This window comes from Martinezella sp. CNPSo 3957 (assembly GCF_057784395.1).
The window spans coordinates 846,338-863,432 of record NZ_JBXSOU010000001.1; the positions used below are offsets into that span (position 1 = coordinate 846,338).

General features: G+C 59.4%; 18 protein-coding genes. 13 read left to right on the plus strand and 5 right to left on the minus strand.

Annotated elements, in window-relative coordinates:
* Window position 1 precedes the first annotated feature (1 nt).
* The 3 genes from AC13QE_RS03965 to AC13QE_RS03975 form a co-directional block, all read right to left on the minus strand.
* On the minus strand, window positions 2-799 hold the full coding sequence (locus tag AC13QE_RS03965) for an NAD-dependent epimerase/dehydratase family protein (protein ID WP_488482667.1): 798 nt from the start codon (window positions 797-799) through the stop codon (window positions 2-4).
* Window positions 800-903: 104 nt separating this feature from the next.
* Window positions 904-1,746, minus strand: coding sequence for an endonuclease/exonuclease/phosphatase family protein (locus AC13QE_RS03970; RefSeq protein WP_015342839.1), 843 nt, complete (start codon window positions 1,744-1,746; stop codon window positions 904-906).
* Window positions 1,747-1,869: 123 nt separating this feature from the next.
* Window positions 1,870-3,333: a phospholipase D-like domain-containing protein gene (locus tag AC13QE_RS03975; protein WP_488482668.1), complete on the minus strand. Its 1,464-nt coding sequence runs from the start codon at window positions 3,331-3,333 to the stop codon at window positions 1,870-1,872.
* A gap of 326 nt (window positions 3,334-3,659) precedes the next feature.
* Between AC13QE_RS03975 and AC13QE_RS03980 the strand changes: the two genes are divergently transcribed.
* The 5 genes from AC13QE_RS03980 (at window position 3,660) to AC13QE_RS04000 (ending at window position 6,295) form a co-directional block, all read left to right on the plus strand.
* Window positions 3,660-3,929 carry a DUF2934 domain-containing protein gene (locus tag AC13QE_RS03980; RefSeq protein WP_112398567.1) on the plus strand — a complete coding sequence of 90 codons (270 nt, stop codon included), beginning with the start codon at window positions 3,660-3,662 and terminating at the stop codon, window positions 3,927-3,929.
* Window positions 3,930-4,221: 292 nt separating this feature from the next.
* Window positions 4,222-4,413: a hypothetical protein gene (locus AC13QE_RS03985; RefSeq protein WP_488482669.1), complete on the plus strand. Its 192-nt coding sequence runs from the start codon at window positions 4,222-4,224 to the stop codon at window positions 4,411-4,413.
* Between the two features lie 38 nt (window positions 4,414-4,451).
* On the plus strand, window positions 4,452-4,766 hold the full coding sequence (locus tag AC13QE_RS03990; protein WP_488482670.1) for a plasmid stabilization protein: 315 nt from the start codon (window positions 4,452-4,454) through the stop codon (window positions 4,764-4,766).
* Between the two features lie 221 nt (window positions 4,767-4,987).
* A complete protein-coding gene (locus tag AC13QE_RS03995; RefSeq protein ID WP_488482671.1) occupies window positions 4,988-5,725 on the plus strand; it encodes a glutathione S-transferase in 738 nt (245 codons plus the stop codon).
* Window positions 5,726-5,728: 3 nt separating this feature from the next.
* Window positions 5,729-6,295 (plus strand): methyltransferase family protein, encoded by a 567-nt coding sequence (locus AC13QE_RS04000; protein ID WP_132718101.1) that lies wholly within the window; start codon window positions 5,729-5,731, stop codon window positions 6,293-6,295.
* A gap of 2 nt (window positions 6,296-6,297) precedes the next feature.
* On the opposite strand, the gene ligD is transcribed toward AC13QE_RS04000, so the two are convergent.
* Window positions 6,298-7,191 carry a non-homologous end-joining DNA ligase gene (gene ligD, locus AC13QE_RS04005; protein ID WP_488482672.1) on the minus strand — a complete coding sequence of 298 codons (894 nt, stop codon included), beginning with the start codon at window positions 7,189-7,191 and terminating at the stop codon, window positions 6,298-6,300.
* A gap of 83 nt (window positions 7,192-7,274) precedes the next feature.
* On the minus strand, window positions 7,275-8,069 hold the full coding sequence (locus tag AC13QE_RS04010; protein WP_488482673.1) for an SDR family NAD(P)-dependent oxidoreductase: 795 nt from the start codon (window positions 8,067-8,069) through the stop codon (window positions 7,275-7,277).
* A gap of 353 nt (window positions 8,070-8,422) precedes the next feature.
* Here AC13QE_RS04010 and AC13QE_RS04015 point away from each other — a divergent pair, with 353 nt between their 5' ends.
* The 8 genes from AC13QE_RS04015 to AC13QE_RS04050 all read left to right on the plus strand — a co-directional run bounded on the left by AC13QE_RS04015 (window position 8,423) and on the right by AC13QE_RS04050 (window position 17,082).
* On the plus strand, window positions 8,423-8,818 hold the full coding sequence (locus AC13QE_RS04015) for a RidA family protein (RefSeq protein ID WP_488482674.1): 396 nt from the start codon (window positions 8,423-8,425) through the stop codon (window positions 8,816-8,818).
* A 402-nt stretch (window positions 8,819-9,220) separates the two neighbouring features.
* Window positions 9,221-10,909 (plus strand): ABC transporter substrate-binding protein, encoded by a 1,689-nt coding sequence (locus AC13QE_RS04020; RefSeq protein WP_488482675.1) that lies wholly within the window; start codon window positions 9,221-9,223, stop codon window positions 10,907-10,909.
* 22 nt (window positions 10,910-10,931) lie between these two features.
* Window positions 10,932-11,915: an ABC transporter permease gene (locus AC13QE_RS04025; protein WP_488482676.1), complete on the plus strand. Its 984-nt coding sequence runs from the start codon at window positions 10,932-10,934 to the stop codon at window positions 11,913-11,915.
* Complete coding sequence (locus AC13QE_RS04030) at window positions 11,912-12,814, plus strand: ABC transporter permease (protein WP_112603870.1); 903 nt, start codon at window positions 11,912-11,914, stop codon at window positions 12,812-12,814. Before AC13QE_RS04025 ends, AC13QE_RS04030 begins: the two co-directional genes overlap by 4 nt.
* Complete coding sequence (locus AC13QE_RS04035) at window positions 12,811-13,626, plus strand: ABC transporter ATP-binding protein (RefSeq protein ID WP_488482677.1); 816 nt, start codon at window positions 12,811-12,813, stop codon at window positions 13,624-13,626. The genes AC13QE_RS04030 and AC13QE_RS04035 overlap by 4 nt, the downstream gene beginning before the upstream one ends.
* Entirely contained in the window at window positions 13,623-14,549 is a 927-nt protein-coding gene (locus AC13QE_RS04040) for an ABC transporter ATP-binding protein (protein ID WP_488482678.1), read from the plus strand. The genes AC13QE_RS04035 and AC13QE_RS04040 overlap by 4 nt, the downstream gene beginning before the upstream one ends.
* A gap of 12 nt (window positions 14,550-14,561) precedes the next feature.
* Window positions 14,562-15,032: a GNAT family N-acetyltransferase gene (locus AC13QE_RS04045; RefSeq protein ID WP_488482679.1), complete on the plus strand. Its 471-nt coding sequence runs from the start codon at window positions 14,562-14,564 to the stop codon at window positions 15,030-15,032.
* Between the two features lie 22 nt (window positions 15,033-15,054).
* Window positions 15,055-17,082 (plus strand): beta-N-acetylhexosaminidase, encoded by a 2,028-nt coding sequence (locus AC13QE_RS04050; protein WP_488482680.1) that lies wholly within the window; start codon window positions 15,055-15,057, stop codon window positions 17,080-17,082.
* Window positions 17,083-17,095 lie beyond the last annotated feature (13 nt).

Genomic DNA, 17,095 nt, shown 5'->3' on the forward strand with positions numbered 1-17,095 from the left:
ATCAGTCCTCGGGGTGCGCGGCAGAAACGAAGCCGCCGCCCTGATAGACGATTGCGGGATCGTTTGGATCCTCAGCGGGTGTTCTCGACAGAATTTCGGCCCGCCACGGTGCTGCGCTATCGCGCGGCTTCCAGCCGAGGAAGGCTGCGTTGCCGTTGTCCCACCATTGCTCGTCATTGTCCGAGACACCGTAGACGATCGTGTGGCCGAGACGCGGGGCGTTGAAGGCGCAATCGCACAGCGAGACGAAATCCCTGATGCTGAACCAGGTGGCGAGCATGCGCGTATTGCGCGGCTCGGGGAAGCACGAACCAATACGCACCGAAAGCGTTTCCTGGCCGAACTTGTCGAAGTAAAGGCTTGCGACCGCCTCGCCGAATACTTTTGAGACGCCATAGAGCGAATCCGGCCGTGTCGGCACCTTGTTGTCGATCCGCTCGTCGCGACGGTAGAAGCCGATCGTGTGATTGGAGCTTGCAAAAACGATGCGCGGCTTGCCGGCGGCACGCGCTGCTTCATAAAGATTGTAGAGGCCGACGATGTTGCCTTGAAGGATCAGATCGAATGGCTTCTCGACCGAAATACCGCCGAGATGGATGATCCCGTCCACGCCCTTGACCATTGCCTCGACGCCGCCACGGTCGGCGAGATCGCAGGCGACGAAGCGCTCGTTCGGACGCAAGTCGCTTATCGGCGAGAGATCGGATAAAACGACATTCTCGGCAATTTGCGACAGAAGCGACCTGATCGCCTGCCCGACGCCACCGGCGGCGCCAGTCAGCAACAAAGTCTTCAGCATGGATCGTCTCCCGGATCGGTCAATTCGGCGGGCAGCCTATAAGATGGTTCCTCGCCCGTCATCACATATATCGGTGGGATCAACATGAAGCATGTCGATAAAGTCTAGGCTGTCTGTGGATGCCGCTGCGCGTCGTTGTCGAACGTTTCGAGACTGACGACTGCCTTGATGGGCAGATGATCCGACGCCAGGCGCGCCAGCGGTGAATCGTGCACTTCGACCGCGGAGATCATGCCGCGGCGATTTGCCATGATGCGATCGAGCGCCAGGAGCGGCAGCGTCGAGGGAAAGCTCGGAACAGCAGGGGGAAGCGGGCCGAAGGCGGCCTGGAAGGTATTGAGCGATGAGCGATCGCCCAGCCGCCATTCATTGAGATCGCCAAGCAGGATGGTCGGCATCTCGCTGCCGTCATTCATGAGGTCGACGATCAGGCGCGTCTGCTGCGCACGCGAGCGATGCAGCAGGCCGAGGTGTGCGGCGATAATCCTGAGGCTTCCGCCGCGCGCCAATTCCAGTTCGGCAATGAGTGCGCCGCGCGGCTCGAGCCCGGGCAAATTGATCTGATGGACATCTCGCACCGTGCCCTGCTTGAAAAGCACGACATTGCCATGCCAGCCATGGGCCTTGGTGACGCCGGTGATGGGCACCGGAATAAGCCCTGTTTCCCGCTCGAGGCGGCGCAGATCAAGGATGCCCGTGCGTTCCCCGAAACGGGTGTCGGCTTCCTGCAAGCCGATGATATCGGCATCGATTTCATGAATGACGCGGCTGGTGCGTTCCGGATCGAAGCGGCGGTCGGCGCCGACGCATTTGTGGACATTGTAGGAGGCGATCAATGTGCCTTCCGGTCGGTCCACCTTGCCGCCAGCCGGCTTGGGGCGCGATTTCTTGCGGTTCTTCAGGCTTTCCAGAATGCTCGCACGGAGGCTTTCTTTCTTCTTTCGCATCTATCCGTCGACCGTTCCTTGATCAGACCATGTCGGGCATATGGGAAAGAGTATAAGAAGCGATCGTTGGCCTTGTCATGTAAAAAGGCTGCGACCAGGCAAGATTGTTCGGTCAAGCGAGCGTCAGAGATAGGGCGAACCGAGCCAAAGCACCTTTTCGACAAGTCTGACGATGAAGGGCCGCGCCCGAAGCTTTTCGAGATCGACCGGATGCGCCGTTTCGAGGATTGCGCCGATATGCGCATCGATCGTGCCGGCAAAGCCGCGATCGAGCACCTCGAGATCCACCTCGAAATTGAGCCTCAGCGAGCGCGGATCGAGATTGGAAGAGCCGACGTAGGCCCAGATGCCGTCGATGGCCAAAAGCTTGGAATGGTTGAAGGCGCCTTCTGCGCGCCAGATGCGGCAGTAATTTTTCAGCATCTGGTCGAATTGCGCCGTCATGGCTCGGTCGACGAGCACGAGATTATTGGCTGTCGGCACGACGATATCGACCTCGACGCCGCGCCGGGCTGCTGTCACCAGAGCGCTGATCAGTTCTCGATCGGGCAGGAAATAAGGCGACATGATGCGGATGGATTTGCGGGCCACCGACAGCGCACCAATCAGCATCTTATGATTGGTCTCGACGCTGCGATCCGGGCCGGAGGCGACGACCCGCATAAAGACTGGGGCACCCGGCTCGTTGGAAGGGGCGGCAATTCGCCATTCAGGGGCGTTCAGGACCTCGCCCGTGGTAAAGCGCCAGTCTTCGGCTGCGGTATTGAAGAGATCGGCGATTGCCGGGCCTGTGACGCAGAAATGCATGTCGCGGGCGCAGTGATCGCGAGCGAATTCGCGCGTAAAACCCTGGCGTATGTTCATGCCGCCGGTAAAGGCAATTCGTCCGTCGATGCTGAGGATCTTACGGTGGGTGCGCAGATTGGCGTAGGGCAACCGGAGGCCGATGATGACATTGCCGTTGAAGACGTCGACCTGGACGCCGCCCTGGCGCAGATAGCCCATGATACTCGGCACGGAATAGCGGGCGCCGACGGCATCGATCAGCACGCGGACGCTGACGCCGCGTTTGGTCGCGGCAATCAGGGCATCGGCGATGCGAAGGCCGATCGGATCGCGATCGAAAATATAGGTTTCCATCAGGATGCTGCGTTCGGCGCCATCGATTGCGGCTTTCATCGCGGCATAGGCGACATCGCCGTTCGTCAGCATCTCGATCGTATTGCCGGTGCTCATCGTGTAACGGACGACACGGTCGCCGAGCGTCTTCATTGAGCCGAAACGTTCGCCGAAGAGCCGCCGCACCTCGCCGTCATCCGCGTCGAAGCTGGAGAGCTCGCCATTCGCATCCTTGCGAAAGAGCGCGTCTCGCTGCGAGCTGAGGGAGGCCCGGCGGATGCGATTGATGCCGGCGACAGCATAGAGGACGGCACCGATGATGGGGGACAGGATGATGACGCCGACCCAGCCGATCGCGGCGCGGACATCCTCTTTGGTCATGGCTGCATGGATTGCAGCGGCGGCCCCCATCGCGATGGAAAGGACGGCGAGAATTTGGCCCCAATGGGCGGCCACGAGGTCGATCATGATGCAAGTATATCCTTGCGCGCAAAAGCTGCAATGAGCCGGCTTGCGGTCATCAGAAGGCTATCGGTGCGAAAATTCATCCTATTAGATAATTTTAATTGAACCCCGTTGTCACCGCCTTCATAGTTAGGGTGCTTCGGCTGCTTCGCTACCGTCCCCCACGGTAAATCTGTCTTTCGTTTGAAGCACCACTGCGGTTCGAGAGTCGAGACCGAAGAACGCTTGACCTAGTGTCTTGACTGCTCGGGGGAGGCGTAAAGCCCGCATTTCAAGAACGGGCATTGTTCATCAAAACCATGTTCAATGATGCGAACGGAGAACAGCAGATGTTGGAACCTCGGGACGAATGGATCAAGAAACGCGCATACGCCATATGGGAAGAGGAAGGTCATCCTTCGGGACGCGACGCCGAGCACTGGGCGCAGGCGAGCAGCGAGCGTATTGCGCTTGAAAAGACTGTAGCAAACGGCAGCACGATCGATATCAAGCCAAAAGCGAAGCGCAAGACGGCGGTCGCTGCGGCGGCTGTTGCCGAGGAGAAGTCGGCCAAACCCGCGAAGAAAACGCCGAAGAAGGCTGTAGCGCCGAAGGTGTAAGGCGTGTCGGTCTTAAGAGTGTGGCGGAGACAGGAGCGGCCTGTTGGCAACGGCAGGCCTCTCTCTTTCAAAAGACGGCGGCCGGCGGAATATTTGCAATAATTCCGGTGATTTGGCTCTCCTGCGCGACATAGTTGTCACACATCGATGCTACGAATTGCGAAGGGAGCTTAGCAATGGGTCGTAGCGACATCGATGATAGGGAAATGACTGTTGCCGCAATCGTTGCGGCGTGCTGCGTTGCCTGTTTTGCCAACGGGTTTGGAGCGATGCGATGACATCTCTCCTTATATTGACCGCGCTCTATCTGCTGGCCGCCTTGGTCCTGATTTTGATCATCGATCGTTCAGTCGGCATCTTTTTCCCGGCTTCGGCCAAGCAATCTGCCGCCGCGCGGCATGATCGGCGCTTCCGAATGCTTCCAGCCAATCTGCTGTCCAGTAATCGCAATTCGCCCGGGCGGATCTCGGAACCTTTTCTCTGACGACGGGTTGGTTTTTCGTCCCAACAAGGAGAAAGATCATGCCCCGAGGAGACAAATCGGCCTATACGGACAAACAGAAGCGCAAGGCTGAGCATATCGAGGAAGGATATGAAGACCGCGGCGTTTCCAATAAGGAGGCGGAGCGGCGTGCCTGGGCGACGGTCAATAAGGAAAGCGGCGGCGGCAAGAAATCCGGCTCCGGCCGCGGCCATCCAGAAAATCACGAATCGTCAGAAAAAGGTGGCAGGATCGGCGGACGCGCTGCTGCCGAGCGACCGGCTGCTGAGCGTTCCGCCTCTGCGAGGAAGGCGGCGGCGACGCGTAAACGCCACGAGCATAATGCGCGCAGCTAGCCTCCTGTTGGAAGTCCGTTGGACCTTTCTCGCACGCCGACGATGACATTCACAGGGCCTCTGCGCATATGTGTAGCCCATACCGTCGGTCGCCACTTATCTTCTGTACCATCGGCGCTAAATTGCAGGCTTGCGATGCGCCGATCGTGACGGTGACGAGAATATGCCCGTCGCTACGACTGCCGCGGCTGGCGTTTTCAATTCTCGGGAGGGAAAACCGAATGGCTTACGAACTCTATTATTGGGATGGCATTCAAGGGCGCGGCGAATTCGTTCGGCTGGCGCTGGAGGAGGCGGGTGCGGAGTATGTCGATGTTTGTCGCGGACCGGCAAGCAAGGGGCAGGGAATGCCCGCCATGTTCGCCATCATGGGCGGAAAATCCGACTTCGATCTTCCGTTTGCGCCGCCATTTCTGAAGGATGGCGATCTCGTCATTCCGCATGTCGCGAATATCCTGATGTATCTTGGTCCGAAACTCGGGCTTGCTCCAAAGGATGATGGGCGGCGCCACGTCCTGAATGGCCTGCAATTGACCATCACCGATCTCGTCGCCGAGGTACACGACACGCATCACCCGATCGCAACGTCGAAATATTACGAGGACCAGAAGCAAGAGGCCAAAGCGCGCGCTGCAGAATTCATCGAAAACCGCATTCCCAAGTTTCTCGGCTATTTCGAGAAAGTGCTTCAGCAGAACCCCGAAGGATCGAGCCATATCTTCGGTGGCGAATTGACCTATGTCGATTTATCGCTATTCCAGGTCTATGAGGGATTGCACTATGCCTTTCCGCGCGCGACAAAGCATTTTGAGCGCGATTATCCGCATCTGACTGCGCTGCACGCAGCTGTCATGAAACGGCCCAACATTGCTCGCTATCTTCAGTCCGATCGCCGCATTCCCTTCAATGAGAACGGCATTTTCCGGCACTATCCGGAACTGGACAAAGACGTGGCCTGAGCGATGCTGTTTTATCAACTCATTCCTGCATGCTGGATCATCTGGCTGTTGATCTGGCTTTTCGCCTCGTTCGGCGTCAAGAAAAGCGTGCGGCAGGAGGATCCGTTGTCGCGGCTCGGCAATACCGCGCCGATCTGGATCGGCGCCTTCCTGCTTTCAATCGATCCATCCTGGTTCGGCCCCTTGCGATATCGTATCATTCCGCAAGACCCTACATCTTATGCAATCGGTGCTGCTTTGACCTTCATCGGTCTGCTCTTCGCCGTCTGGGCGCGCTATCACATCGGCAGAAACTGGAGTGGGGTGATTACCCTCAAGGAGGATCACGCGCTTATACGCTCCGGTCCGTATGCGCTTGTCCGGCATCCGATCTATTCCGGTCTGATGCTGGCCATCATCGGCTCGGCAATTGCGCGAGGCGATATCGCGGCGGCTCTGGCCATCGTCGCCGTTCTTTATGCCGTGCTGCGCCGTGTGCGGATCGAGGAAAGCTGGATGAGCGAGACCTTCGGCTCGGCCTACGCCGACTATAAGGCCAGCACGCCAGCGCTGGTCCCGTTTCTCGTGTAGCGTCAGACTTTGAGCGGCGATGCTGCCTTGAAGAAATCCGCCCAGGGATCGGCACTCGATTGGCCGAGGCGCGATGCTGCATTCTTGACCGTAAAGGAAGCAGGCCCGATCGTGTCGTCCAATTCTTCCCAATTGACCGGCATCGAAACGGCCGCGCCCTTTCTGGCGCGTGTCGAATAGGGTGCCACGGCAGTATTGCCGCGACCGTTGCGCAGATAATCGATAAAGATGTGACCAGCTCGTTTCGCCTTGCTGGCGACCGACAAATATGTCTGCGGACTATCGGCACTCATGGCATGGGCGATCGCTTCGGCGACATCCTTGATATCAGGCCAGGTCGCCTGCGGTTTGACGGATGCGACCACATGCAGGCCCTTGCCGCCAGAGGTTTTGACAAAGGAGGTTAGGCCCAGGGCTGCGAACCGCTCCCTGATCTCTTTCGCTGCAGTCACGACCTTGCTCCATGCGATATCCTCGCCGGGATCGAGGTCCATGATGATCATGTCGGGCTTTTCCCAATGCTCGATCGTGGTGCCCCAGGGATGTATCTCCAGGGCGGCTGATTGGACGAGCGCAGCGAGCCCGTCGAAACTCTCGATCTTCAAAAGTTTTGCAGCGTCTTTGTCTTCAGGATCGGCGATTTCAGTGATGTTATGATTGATGCCTTTCCAGGCGTGTTTCTGGAAGAAGCGTGGCCCATCGATGCCATCGGGGCAGCGCAAGAGGGCGAGGGGGCGATTGATGACGAATGGCGACATGCGCTCCCACGCCAGGGCATAATATTCGAGAAGATCGTGTTTGGTAATATTATCGTCGGGCCAATAGACCCGCTCCGGATGGGTCAATTCCACCGACGTCTTGATGCCGTCATGAGTGGGCGTCTTTGCCATCTGCATGCGCTCCATCTTCCTCGACGCGAAGGCCCCGCGTCGGGCAAGACTAACATTGCCCGACGCACAAAGCGACCGCTGGCCGCATCTCACGGCATGAGCTGGCCGCCATTGACCTCGATGATCTGGCCGGTGATGTAGCCGGACAGAGTGGGAGAGGCGAGGAAGAGATAAGCGCCGACGCAGTCTTCCGGCGTGCCGACGAATCCCATGGGAATCGTCTTGCGCTGCAGTTCCATCTGCTCGTCGTTGGTATAGCGCTCATGGAACGGCGTCGCGATGACGCCGGGCGCTACCGCATTGACGCGGATCTTGTCGTTGACGAATTCCTTGGCGTGGCCATGGGTAATGGTCGAGACGAACCCTTTGGAAGCCGCATAGAGGATCGCACCGTTGCCGCCGCCATTGCGTGCGGCAATCGAGGTCGTGTTGATGATGAAGCCGCCCTGCTTCTTCAGATGAGGATGAGCGGCACGGGTCGCCGCCAGCACGGAGCGGGCGTTGAGGTTCATCACCCGCTCGTAATGCGCATCCGTCATTTCGGCGGTCGGCAGCCGCCCGAGCATGCCGCCGGCATTATTGATCAGGCCGTCGAGGCCACCTAACGCGTCTACCGCATCCTTGACGACGCGCTCGGTCCCGCCGTCTTGCGAGACATCGCCCTGAATGAGATGGACGGTTCCGCCGCCAGCCTTGATTTCATCGGCCAGCTTTTCCGCCGGTTCGCGGCTTGCATTGAAGTGCAGGCCGATTTTCATGCCCTGTGCGGCAAAGGCGCGTGCCACGGCGGCGCCGATGCCGGTCGAAGCGCCCGTTATCAATACTCTTTTGCCAGCAAGATCGGGAATGCGAATGGACGCAAGCGATTGCGTGAGTTCTGCCATGACGACTCCTCCTGAACGTCAACCAATCATACGACGAAATATGCCTTTGTCTTATCAGGCTCGGGGGCGAAAAGGCAATCACGCCAAGCGCGACAAAAGGACGACATGTCCTTTGTCGAGGAAGCGTCCTTAGTCGCCGGAAAATAAAAGGGTTTTTCCTGTTTTTGAAGTTAAGGTTTCGATCGAAGTCACAGAAGCATCGCTCCATGTCGATCCCGCAAGCGAACAAAACGATCTGGCGTAGCGCCGTTGCGGCAGATAAGGAAGCTACCAGGAGAGTCGAACGCTTGGGCCTGTTCACGATGAATGATGGCGACTGCGACTTTCAGCAATGGGGTAGGACTGAGGATATCATGAGCAAGCACAAGCTGATCCGTTTCGACGTCGCCGACAATCAGGCCGGTGGCCAGCGTCGCCCCTTCGCCAAGGCCGTCAGGGCAGGCGATTTCGTGTACGTTTCGGGCCAGGTTCCGACCATCAATGGCGAAATCGTCACGGGCAATATCATCACGCAGACCGAGCAGGTCATTGCTAATATCAAGGATGTCCTTGCCCTTGCCGATTGCACACTCGAGCATGTGGTGAAAGTCAATGTGTGGCTGGATGACGCTCGCGATTTCTCGAGCTTCAATGCGGTATTCGAAAAGCATTTCATCAATCATCCGCCAGCCCGCTCGACCGTTCAGTCGCCAATGATGGTCGATGTGAAGGTGGAAATGGACGTCATCGCCTACAAACCGCTCGACTGACCGAGCGCTGTTTTTTGCCTCGATTGCGGTGCGGCAAGGGCTACGTCGCAATCCATCTCGCGCCCATTTGCGATGGCGCGCCCAGATGATCAATCTCCCGACTATCTGCCTTAAAATCCCAAAGCGTGCCGGCCGCCGCCTGCTTCGGTATTGCGGATAGGTGCCGCTTTTTCTCGATTGCGGCTCCGTGCGACCGCATCTCCAAGCGCGCTGCCACCAGGCCGTAGTCTTCGCTATATCCGCGCAATTTTCAGTAGCGGCGGAGTGCGTGCCGACATCGGCGACAATCCTTCAAACCTCAAAATCAATGCCTGTTGATTTCCAATCAGCGATTGACGAGTTTCAAAACTCACTATTAAATCAATTTGATTGACTACTCCAAAACAGCAAGAGGGGCTGGAAATGGGAATGAGGAAAAGGTCATTGCGCAATCTATTTCAGCGGACATCATTGGCAGCGGCGGCGCTTGGCGCTTCGCTGGCGTTCGGTGCAGGCACGGCATCCGCGGAATCCGTGCTGACGATGCACATCGAGGAGCAGACCAGCTGGGTCAGCAACTTCAATCCTTTCGATCTGGCCGGTCGTCGCCAGAGCACGATGGATTTCATCTACGAGCCGTTGGTCATCTTCAACGCCAATGACGGCGGCAAGCCGGTCTGGCGTCTCGCGACCAGCTACAAGTTCTCCGACGATCTAATGTCGATCACCTATGAGCTGCGCCCCGGTGTGAAATGGTCTGACGGACAGCCGCTGACCTCGGCCGACGTGAAATATACGATCGACCTGATGCTGAAGAACCCGGCCGTCGATACGGTCGGTGTCGGTCAAACAGTCGCATCGGTCGAGGCACCGTCGCCGACAGCGGTGACGATCAAGCTCAAGGCCGTGAATTCCGAATTCCCCGAATCCCTGGCCGATCTCGCCGTCGTACCGGAGCATATCTGGAAGGACGTGGCCGATCCGGTCGCTTTCAAGAACGAGAAGCCGGTCGGGTCCGGTCCGATGACCGAGGTTCGCCGCTTTACGCCGCAGGTCTATGAGCAGTGCCGCAATCCGAACTACTGGGATGCGGCATCGCTGCACGTCGATTGCCTGCGCCTGCCGCAGATCTCGGGCAACGACCAGATGCTGGCGCTGCTGCCGGAAGGCACCGTCGATTGGATCGGCTCGTTCCTGCCGCAGATCGACAAGACCTTCGTCGCGCTCGACCCGCAGCATAACGGTTACTGGCAGCCGCCGGCGGAAACCGTTGCCTTCGAGATGAACTTCAAATCCACGAATGCCGGCAACCTCGAGGCTTTCAAAGATCTCAACTTCCGCCATGCGTTCAGCCTGGCGATGGACCGCAAATCGATGGTCGATATTGCCGGCTTCGGTTATCCGGTCGTCAACCTGCATGCCAGCGGCCTGCCGCCGCGCTTCGAAAGCTGGCGCAACAAGGCTGCCGAAGGCGACAAGGACGCCTTCATGGGTTTCGATACCGACAAGGCAAACAAGATCCTGGATGACGCCGGCTACAAGAAGGGCGCGGATGGCTTCCGCACCACACCGAGCGGCAAGCCGATCACCTTCGCGGTCATCGTGCCGAACGGCTGGACCGACTGGATCGATGCCGTGCAGATTGCCGTCGAAGGGCTACGCGCCGCGGGCATCAACGCCTCGGTTGCTACGCCCGAATACGAGCAGTGGCGCAAGCAGCTTCTCGATGGTAGCTTCGATGTCGTCATGAACTCGCGCGCCGATAGCGCGACGCCGTTCCAGGGCTATTATCAGAGCCTGTCGACGGCCTATGCCGGCAAGCTCACCGTCGCCGCGCCACGCTACTCCAACCCGAAGCTCGATGCGCTCTTCGATCAGTATCTGAAGTCGTCTTCCGATGATGATCACAAGAAGATCTTCAACGATATCCAGGTTCTGATCGCCGACGATTTCCCGGTCGTTCCCGTCTTCAACGGCCCGACCTGGTATCAGTATTCCAGCAAGCGTTTCACCGGTTGGGTCACGGACAAGGATCCGGTGATGAATCCGGAAAACCACGACAACAACCGCATGCGTCTCATGCATCTTCTGCGTCTGAAGCCGGTTCAATAAGGCCACAGCGAAGGAAGCAGATATGCGTGTTTCGAGCCGGCGCCTCGGCGTCTATGCGGTGGCTTTGGCTTTCGCGATCGTCGTGAACTTCATTCTTCCCCGGCTTATGCCGGGGAGCCCCGTCGATGCCATGGTCGCCCAGCTTGGGCCGCGGGCCACCCCCGCGGCCGTGGAGGCGATCAAAGCCCGTTTCGGCGAGATCGATCAGCCGATCATGATGCAGTTCTTCGATTACCTTAAAGGCCTCGCCACCTTCGATCTTGGTGTTTCGGTCAAGTATTACCCGCAGACGGTGGTCCAAGTGCTGAGCCGGGCGACGCTCTGGACCATCTTCCTTGTGGTCACCGCGATCATATTTTCGCTATGTGTCGGTGTCGTGCTCGGCGCCATCGCGGCCTGGAGGCGCGGCGGGCGGTTCGATACCGTCGTATCGCCTTTCGCAGTCATCCTGTTCTCGATACCGCCAGTCATCGTGGCGCTTACGACCCTATTCGTCTTTGCCGTGTCGCTGCGCTGGTTTCCCGTGGGATATGCCTATGATCCCAACCTCGATCCGGGTTTCAATTTCACCTTCTTCGGCAGCGTCTTCGTGCATGCGATCCTGCCGGTCCTGACGCTGTCGCCATTCCTTATCGGTGAGTTCCAGACCACCATGCGTTCTTCGATGATCGTCGTGCTTGGCGAGGATTACGTGACGATGGGCCGCGCCAAGGGCCTCAGCAACCTCGCCGTCATGTTCGGTTATGGCGCACGTAATGCGCTCTTGCCGGTGCTCACCAATCTTGCGCTGATACTCGGCGCCGTCTTCGGCGGCTCGATCGTTACCGAGATCGTCTTCAATTATCCGGGTCTTGGGCTGACGCTGTTTACCGCCAGCGTGGCGCGCGACTATCCCGTCGTTCAGGGGCAATTGCTGCTGATGACGCTTGCGACGCTTGGCGCAAATTTCCTCGTCGACATCCTCTATGGCCTCGTCGATCCGCGATTGAAGGAGGCAGGCCGATGAGCTTCTCCTTCCGATCCATTTTCAGCCAGAAAAAGGCACTTGTCGGCTTCGTCATCGTTGCGGCACTATGCCTGATGGCAATCTTCGCCCCGATCATCGCGCCGGGCGAACCAGGCGCCCGTGTCGGCCGCTCGCATCAGCCGCCATCAGTCGAACATGTCTTCGGCACGACGAAGATGGGCCGCGACGTCTACAAGCAGTTCGTCTGGGGCGCCAGAAGCTCGCTTTCGGTCGGCTTCGCCACGGGCATTGCGATTACCGTGCTGGGCACGGCCATCGGCCTGATCGCTGGCTATACCGGCGGCAAGACGGACGCTGCGCTCGACCTTGCCACCAACGCCGTCCTGGTCATCCCGAACATGCCGCTCCTCATCCTGCTCGCTTCCTTTGCCGGCACGGTCGGGCCGATGACAATCATGACCATCATCGCCCTGACGTCCTGGCCCTGGGGGGCGCGCATGACGCGGTCGCAGACGATGGCCTTGCGCAACCGCGATTTCGTCACCGCCGCCAAGATGATCGGCGAGCCGGCATGGCGTATCATCTTCGTCGAGATCCTGCCGAACCTGACGCCGCTCATCGGCATCAACCTGGTCGGCAGCATCATCTACGCGATCGTCGCCCAGACCACGCTCGAATATCTCGGCTTCGGCGATCCGCTGAAGGTTACTTGGGGCACCATGCTCTACAACGCTCAGAATGCCTCGGCCATCATGGTCGGCGCCTGGTGGGATATCGGCATACCGGCCATCGGCATCGCGCTGACGGGGCTTGGTCTCGCGCTGATCAACTTCACCTTCGATGAAATCGCCAATCCGCAATTGCGTTCCGGCCCGGCCTTGACCCGCTGGTTCCGCCTGACACGCGCTCGCAACCGCATGATGAGGACCGAGCAATGAGCGGCAATCTGCTTGAGATCGAACATCTCAATATCGACTATCTGCTCGACAAGGGCGATTTCCGCGCGGTGAAGGATGTATCCTTCAATATCGGCCGCGGCGAAATCTTCGGTCTTGCCGGCGAATCCGGCTGCGGCAAGAGCACGATCGCCTATGCGATCACCCGGCTCTCCAAGGTGCCGGCCTGGATCAGCGGTGGCAGCATCCGCCTTGACGGCCAGGATCTGCTGAAGATGCCGGAAGGCGATCTGCAGAAGATTCGCTGGAAACGTATCGGCATGGTGTTCCAGAGCGCCATGAATTCTCTCAATCCGCTCATGCGGGTGGAGGCACAATTCCACGACGTCTTGCGTCGCCACACCGGATGCACGCGTCAGGAATCGCGTGCGCGGGCCGAAGAAATGTTCAAGCTGGTCGGCATCCCCCCGCATCGCGTCGGCGATTATCCGCACCAGTTTTCCGGCGGCATGCGCCAGCGCATCGTCATTGCCATCTGCCTGGCGCTGCATCCTGAACTCATCATCATGGACGAACCGACAACGGCGCTCGATGTCGTCGTGCAGCGTGAGATTCTCGAACAGGTTCTCGACCTGCAGCAGACCTATGGCTTCTCGGTGCTGTTCATCACCCATGACCTGCATCTGATGGCGCAGCTTTGCCACCGCATCGGCGTCATGCTGAGGGGCGAACTGGTCGAGGTCGGTGATGTCACTCAGGTCAGCCAGTCGCCCGTTCATGAGTACACGCGCAAGCTTTGGAATGCCATCCCGCAGCTTCCGGCCAGCGCCCATCCTCTCGGAGTTTTCGCATGAAACCGCAGATACAGGCTGTGACTGCAGAACCCGTCATCCGGCTGGATGATATCCAGCGCCATTTCGGCCCCGTGCACGCGTTGAAAAGCGTCTCCTTCTCGCTATTCGCGGGAAAGGCACTTGCATTGGTCGGCGAGTCCGGCTGCGGCAAGACGACATGCGCTCGCATCATCGCTCGGCTCGACAAGCCGACGGCCGGCAGGCTCCTCTTTCGCGGACAGGATCGCACGGCGCGAGGGGCGAGCAAGGACGAGCGGATGTACCGCAAGGATGTGCAGATGGTGTTTCAGGATCCGTTCTCCTCGCTCAACCCGGCCTTCACGATCAATCATCACATCGCAAGGCCACTGCAGTTGCACGGTGGGGACAAGCCGAAGGCCGAACGCGACGAGGATATAGCGAAGCTGCTGGAGAGTGTCGGGCTCGATCCTGCGGTGACACGCCAGAAGTTTCCGCACGAACTCTCCGGCGGTCAGCGCCAACGCGTCAATATTGCCCGAGCACTTGCGGTTTCTCCGAGCGTACTGGTGGCCGACGAGCCGACTTCGATGCTCGACGTCTCGATCCGCAAGGATATTCTCGATCTGCTGGCACGGGTAAAACGGGAAAACGATCTGGCCATGCTTTACATCACCCATGATATTGCGACGGCCGCTCATGTTGCGGAGGAGATCGTGGTGATGTTTGCCGGCCAGATGGTCGAGTGGGGCGAGAGCAATGCTGTCCTCGCCAATCCGAAGCATCCTTATACGCAGCTTCTGCTTTCGGCGGTGCCGGATGGTGGCCGCAGGTTCGTGACCGGCGGCAGCGCCCGCTTCCTGGAGCAGGCGGAGAAGATCCGCGCGCTCAGCCGGCCGATCTCGACTGAGGTCGAGGAGGTCGGTCCCAATCATTTCATGCGTGCGCTCGTCGCATCGAATTAGGAGGAATTCCCCTTGGACTACCTGGTCAATCTATCGACCCTGCCGGTCGACACGCAATCGGCCGAGCGCATGGCGAAGACGGGCGTTACCGTAAGGCGCGCACTGCCGCCGGAACTGCGTGTTATTACCGGTTGGGTGGCCGAACATTTCAGCGAGGGCTGGGCAAGCGAGACGACGGTCGCGATGACCCGCCAGCCGCCGACATGCTTCATCGCCACGCGCAATCGGGAGCTTGTCGGCTTTGCCTGCCACGAGGCGACTGCTCGCGGTTTCTTCGGCCCAACCGGCGTCGACGAAAGCGTTCGCGGCCTCGGCATCGGGCGCGCGCTGCTGTTTGCCTGCCTCAACGATCAGAAGGCCATGGGCTACGCCTATACGGTCATCGGCGATGTCGGCCCATCGGAATTCTACGAGAAGACGGTCGGCGCGATCCAGATCCCCAATTCCGCACCCGGCATCTACGCCGGCATGCTCAAGCTTTGAACGATACCTTCAGGAAGAGAGAATGCTCATGTCCACACCGCGATCCCTGGCTTTGCGGCTTGAAACAACCTGGAACCCGCCCGCCGACGACAAGGAGTTTTCCTATGTCCTGCGGCTGAAGAACCTATCGTCGGAGCCGCTTTCCGGCTTCGCGCTCTGCGTCAGCGGCCCTGGCCGCGTCGATCCCGCCGGCGTCGTCGAAGGCGCGACGGTCACGAAACGGCTGTCCAATTTCACCGAATTCCAGCCGCCGGAAGGCTTCGTGCTGGCTGGCGGTGAGACATGGACCATCACGGTGCACGCGCTCAGCTGGCCGTTTCGCCATTGGACCGACGGTGCCACCAGTGCTTATCTGGCGCTTTCCGATGGAACTGCCGTGTCCCTTGCCACTGAGCCGACGCGCACATCGTCAAGCAATGCGCCTTTGAAGCGCGGCGCCGAAATCTATCCCGTTCCGGCCAATCCTCCCGTTCCACTGGCGATCATTCCCTGGCCGAACCGCGTTGCCGTTTCGTCGCGCCGTCCGCTGCCGGCAGGCTTTGCGCTGAAGGCGACGACACTGGAAGCACAGGCCGCGGCTGCAAGCTTCACGGCTCTGGTCGAGCATCTCTTCGCGGCCGAAGGTCTCGTCCGCTCCGAGGCGGAAGGTGCAGCCACGGTGGTACTGCGTCAAACGGAAGGTCTAGGCCCCGAAGCCTATAGGCTGGAGTTTGCCTCGGAGAGCGTCACTGTCGAGGCGAGCACCCAGACGGGCTTCGTCTATGGCCTCGTCACCATCGGCCAGATCTGGCGCGGCGCACGCCTGCATCCACAGGCTTTCCATTTCCCGGCCGCCGGCGAGATCGTCGACGAGCCGTCCATGAGCTGGCGCGGCCTGCATCTCGACGTCTCGCGCCAATTCTACGGCACGGCTGAAATCAAGAAGCTGATGGCGGTTCTTGCCTGGAACAAGCTCAATCGCTTCCATTGGCACCTGTCGGACGACGAATCCTGGCGCGTCGAGATCGATGCCTATCCGGCATTGACGGAGATCGGCGCATGGCGGGGCCACGGACTGCCGTTGCCGCCGCTTCTCGGCTCTAGCCCGGCTCGCACCGGCGGCTATTATACCAAGGCGGCCGTGCGCGAGATCGTCGCTTACGCCAAGGGTTTCGGCATCGAGATCCTGCCCGAGATCGATATGCCCGGCCATTGCTATGCGATGCAGCAGGCAATCCCGGAGCTTCGCGATCCGAACGAAGTCGGCAGCTATTATTCGGTGCAAGGCTTCCCGGATAATTGCATCAATCCGGCGCGCGAAAAGACCTATGAGGTCATCGAGACCATCCTTTCCGAACTGATCGAACTCTTCCCGTTCAAGACGATCCATATCGGCGCCGATGAAGTACCGCTTGGCGCTTGGTCCGGCTCCCCGGAGGCGCTTGCCCGTCTGCGCGAACTGGCCGGCGACGAGGTAGCGGAGGCCCATGCCAAGCGCCTGAACGTCATCACCAACACGCACGGGGCCGACGATATTCACGGCTCGGGTGCTGCTGTCCTACAGGCCGAATTCCTGGAGCGTATCCAGGCGTTTCTTGCCTCGAAGGGCTGCATAACCGGCGGCTGGGAAGAAGCGGCGCATGGTGACAGGATCGACAAGGACAAGAGCTATCTCTGCAGCTGGCGCAATGTCGAAGTGGCGGCTGAGCTCGCTGGACGTGGCTACGAGATCGTCGTCTGCCCTGGCCAGGTCTATTATCTCGATATGGCGATGCGCCCAGACTGGGACGAGCCAGGCGGCAGCTGGGCCGGCTATTCCGATGCGGAGAAGATCTACACCTTCGATCCCGTCGGCGGTTGGACGGATGCGCAGAAGGAGAAGCTTCGCGGCATCCAGGCCTGCATCTGGTCGGAACCGATGACCGACCGCGCCGTTTTCGACCGGCTCGTCTTCCCACGTCTTTCGGCGCTGGCGGAAGCCGGCTGGACCAAGCCTTCGGCCAAATCCTGGGAGCGATTCAAGGCGCTCGCGGGCACGATGCCGCTGCTTTACGGCCTGCATCAATTTTGACAGCTTGGTGCAC

Coding starts and splice junctions, on each gene's coding strand:
- AC13QE_RS03965 (WP_488482667.1), bottom strand. CDS start 799: ATGCTGAAGACTTTGTTGCTGACTGGCGCCGCCGGTGGCGTCGGGCAG.
- AC13QE_RS03970 (WP_015342839.1), bottom strand. CDS start 1,746: ATGCGAAAGAAGAAAGAAAGCCTCCGTGCGAGCATTCTGGAAAGCCTG.
- AC13QE_RS03975 (WP_488482668.1), bottom strand. CDS start 3,333: ATGATCGACCTCGTGGCCGCCCATTGGGGCCAAATTCTCGCCGTCCTT.
- AC13QE_RS03980 (WP_112398567.1), top strand. CDS start 3,660: ATGTTGGAACCTCGGGACGAATGGATCAAGAAACGCGCATACGCCATA.
- AC13QE_RS03990 (WP_488482670.1), top strand. CDS start 4,452: ATGCCCCGAGGAGACAAATCGGCCTATACGGACAAACAGAAGCGCAAG.
- AC13QE_RS03995 (WP_488482671.1), top strand. CDS start 4,988: ATGGCTTACGAACTCTATTATTGGGATGGCATTCAAGGGCGCGGCGAA.
- AC13QE_RS04000 (WP_132718101.1), top strand. CDS start 5,729: ATGCTGTTTTATCAACTCATTCCTGCATGCTGGATCATCTGGCTGTTG.
- ligD (WP_488482672.1), bottom strand. CDS start 7,191: ATGCAGATGGCAAAGACGCCCACTCATGACGGCATCAAGACGTCGGTG.
- AC13QE_RS04010 (WP_488482673.1), bottom strand. CDS start 8,069: ATGGCAGAACTCACGCAATCGCTTGCGTCCATTCGCATTCCCGATCTT.
- AC13QE_RS04015 (WP_488482674.1), top strand. CDS start 8,423: ATGAGCAAGCACAAGCTGATCCGTTTCGACGTCGCCGACAATCAGGCC.
- AC13QE_RS04020 (WP_488482675.1), top strand. CDS start 9,221: ATGGGAATGAGGAAAAGGTCATTGCGCAATCTATTTCAGCGGACATCA.
- AC13QE_RS04025 (WP_488482676.1), top strand. CDS start 10,932: ATGCGTGTTTCGAGCCGGCGCCTCGGCGTCTATGCGGTGGCTTTGGCT.
- AC13QE_RS04030 (WP_112603870.1), top strand. CDS start 11,912: ATGAGCTTCTCCTTCCGATCCATTTTCAGCCAGAAAAAGGCACTTGTC.
- AC13QE_RS04035 (WP_488482677.1), top strand. CDS start 12,811: ATGAGCGGCAATCTGCTTGAGATCGAACATCTCAATATCGACTATCTG.
- AC13QE_RS04040 (WP_488482678.1), top strand. CDS start 13,623: ATGAAACCGCAGATACAGGCTGTGACTGCAGAACCCGTCATCCGGCTG.
- AC13QE_RS04050 (WP_488482680.1), top strand. CDS start 15,055: ATGCTCATGTCCACACCGCGATCCCTGGCTTTGCGGCTTGAAACAACC.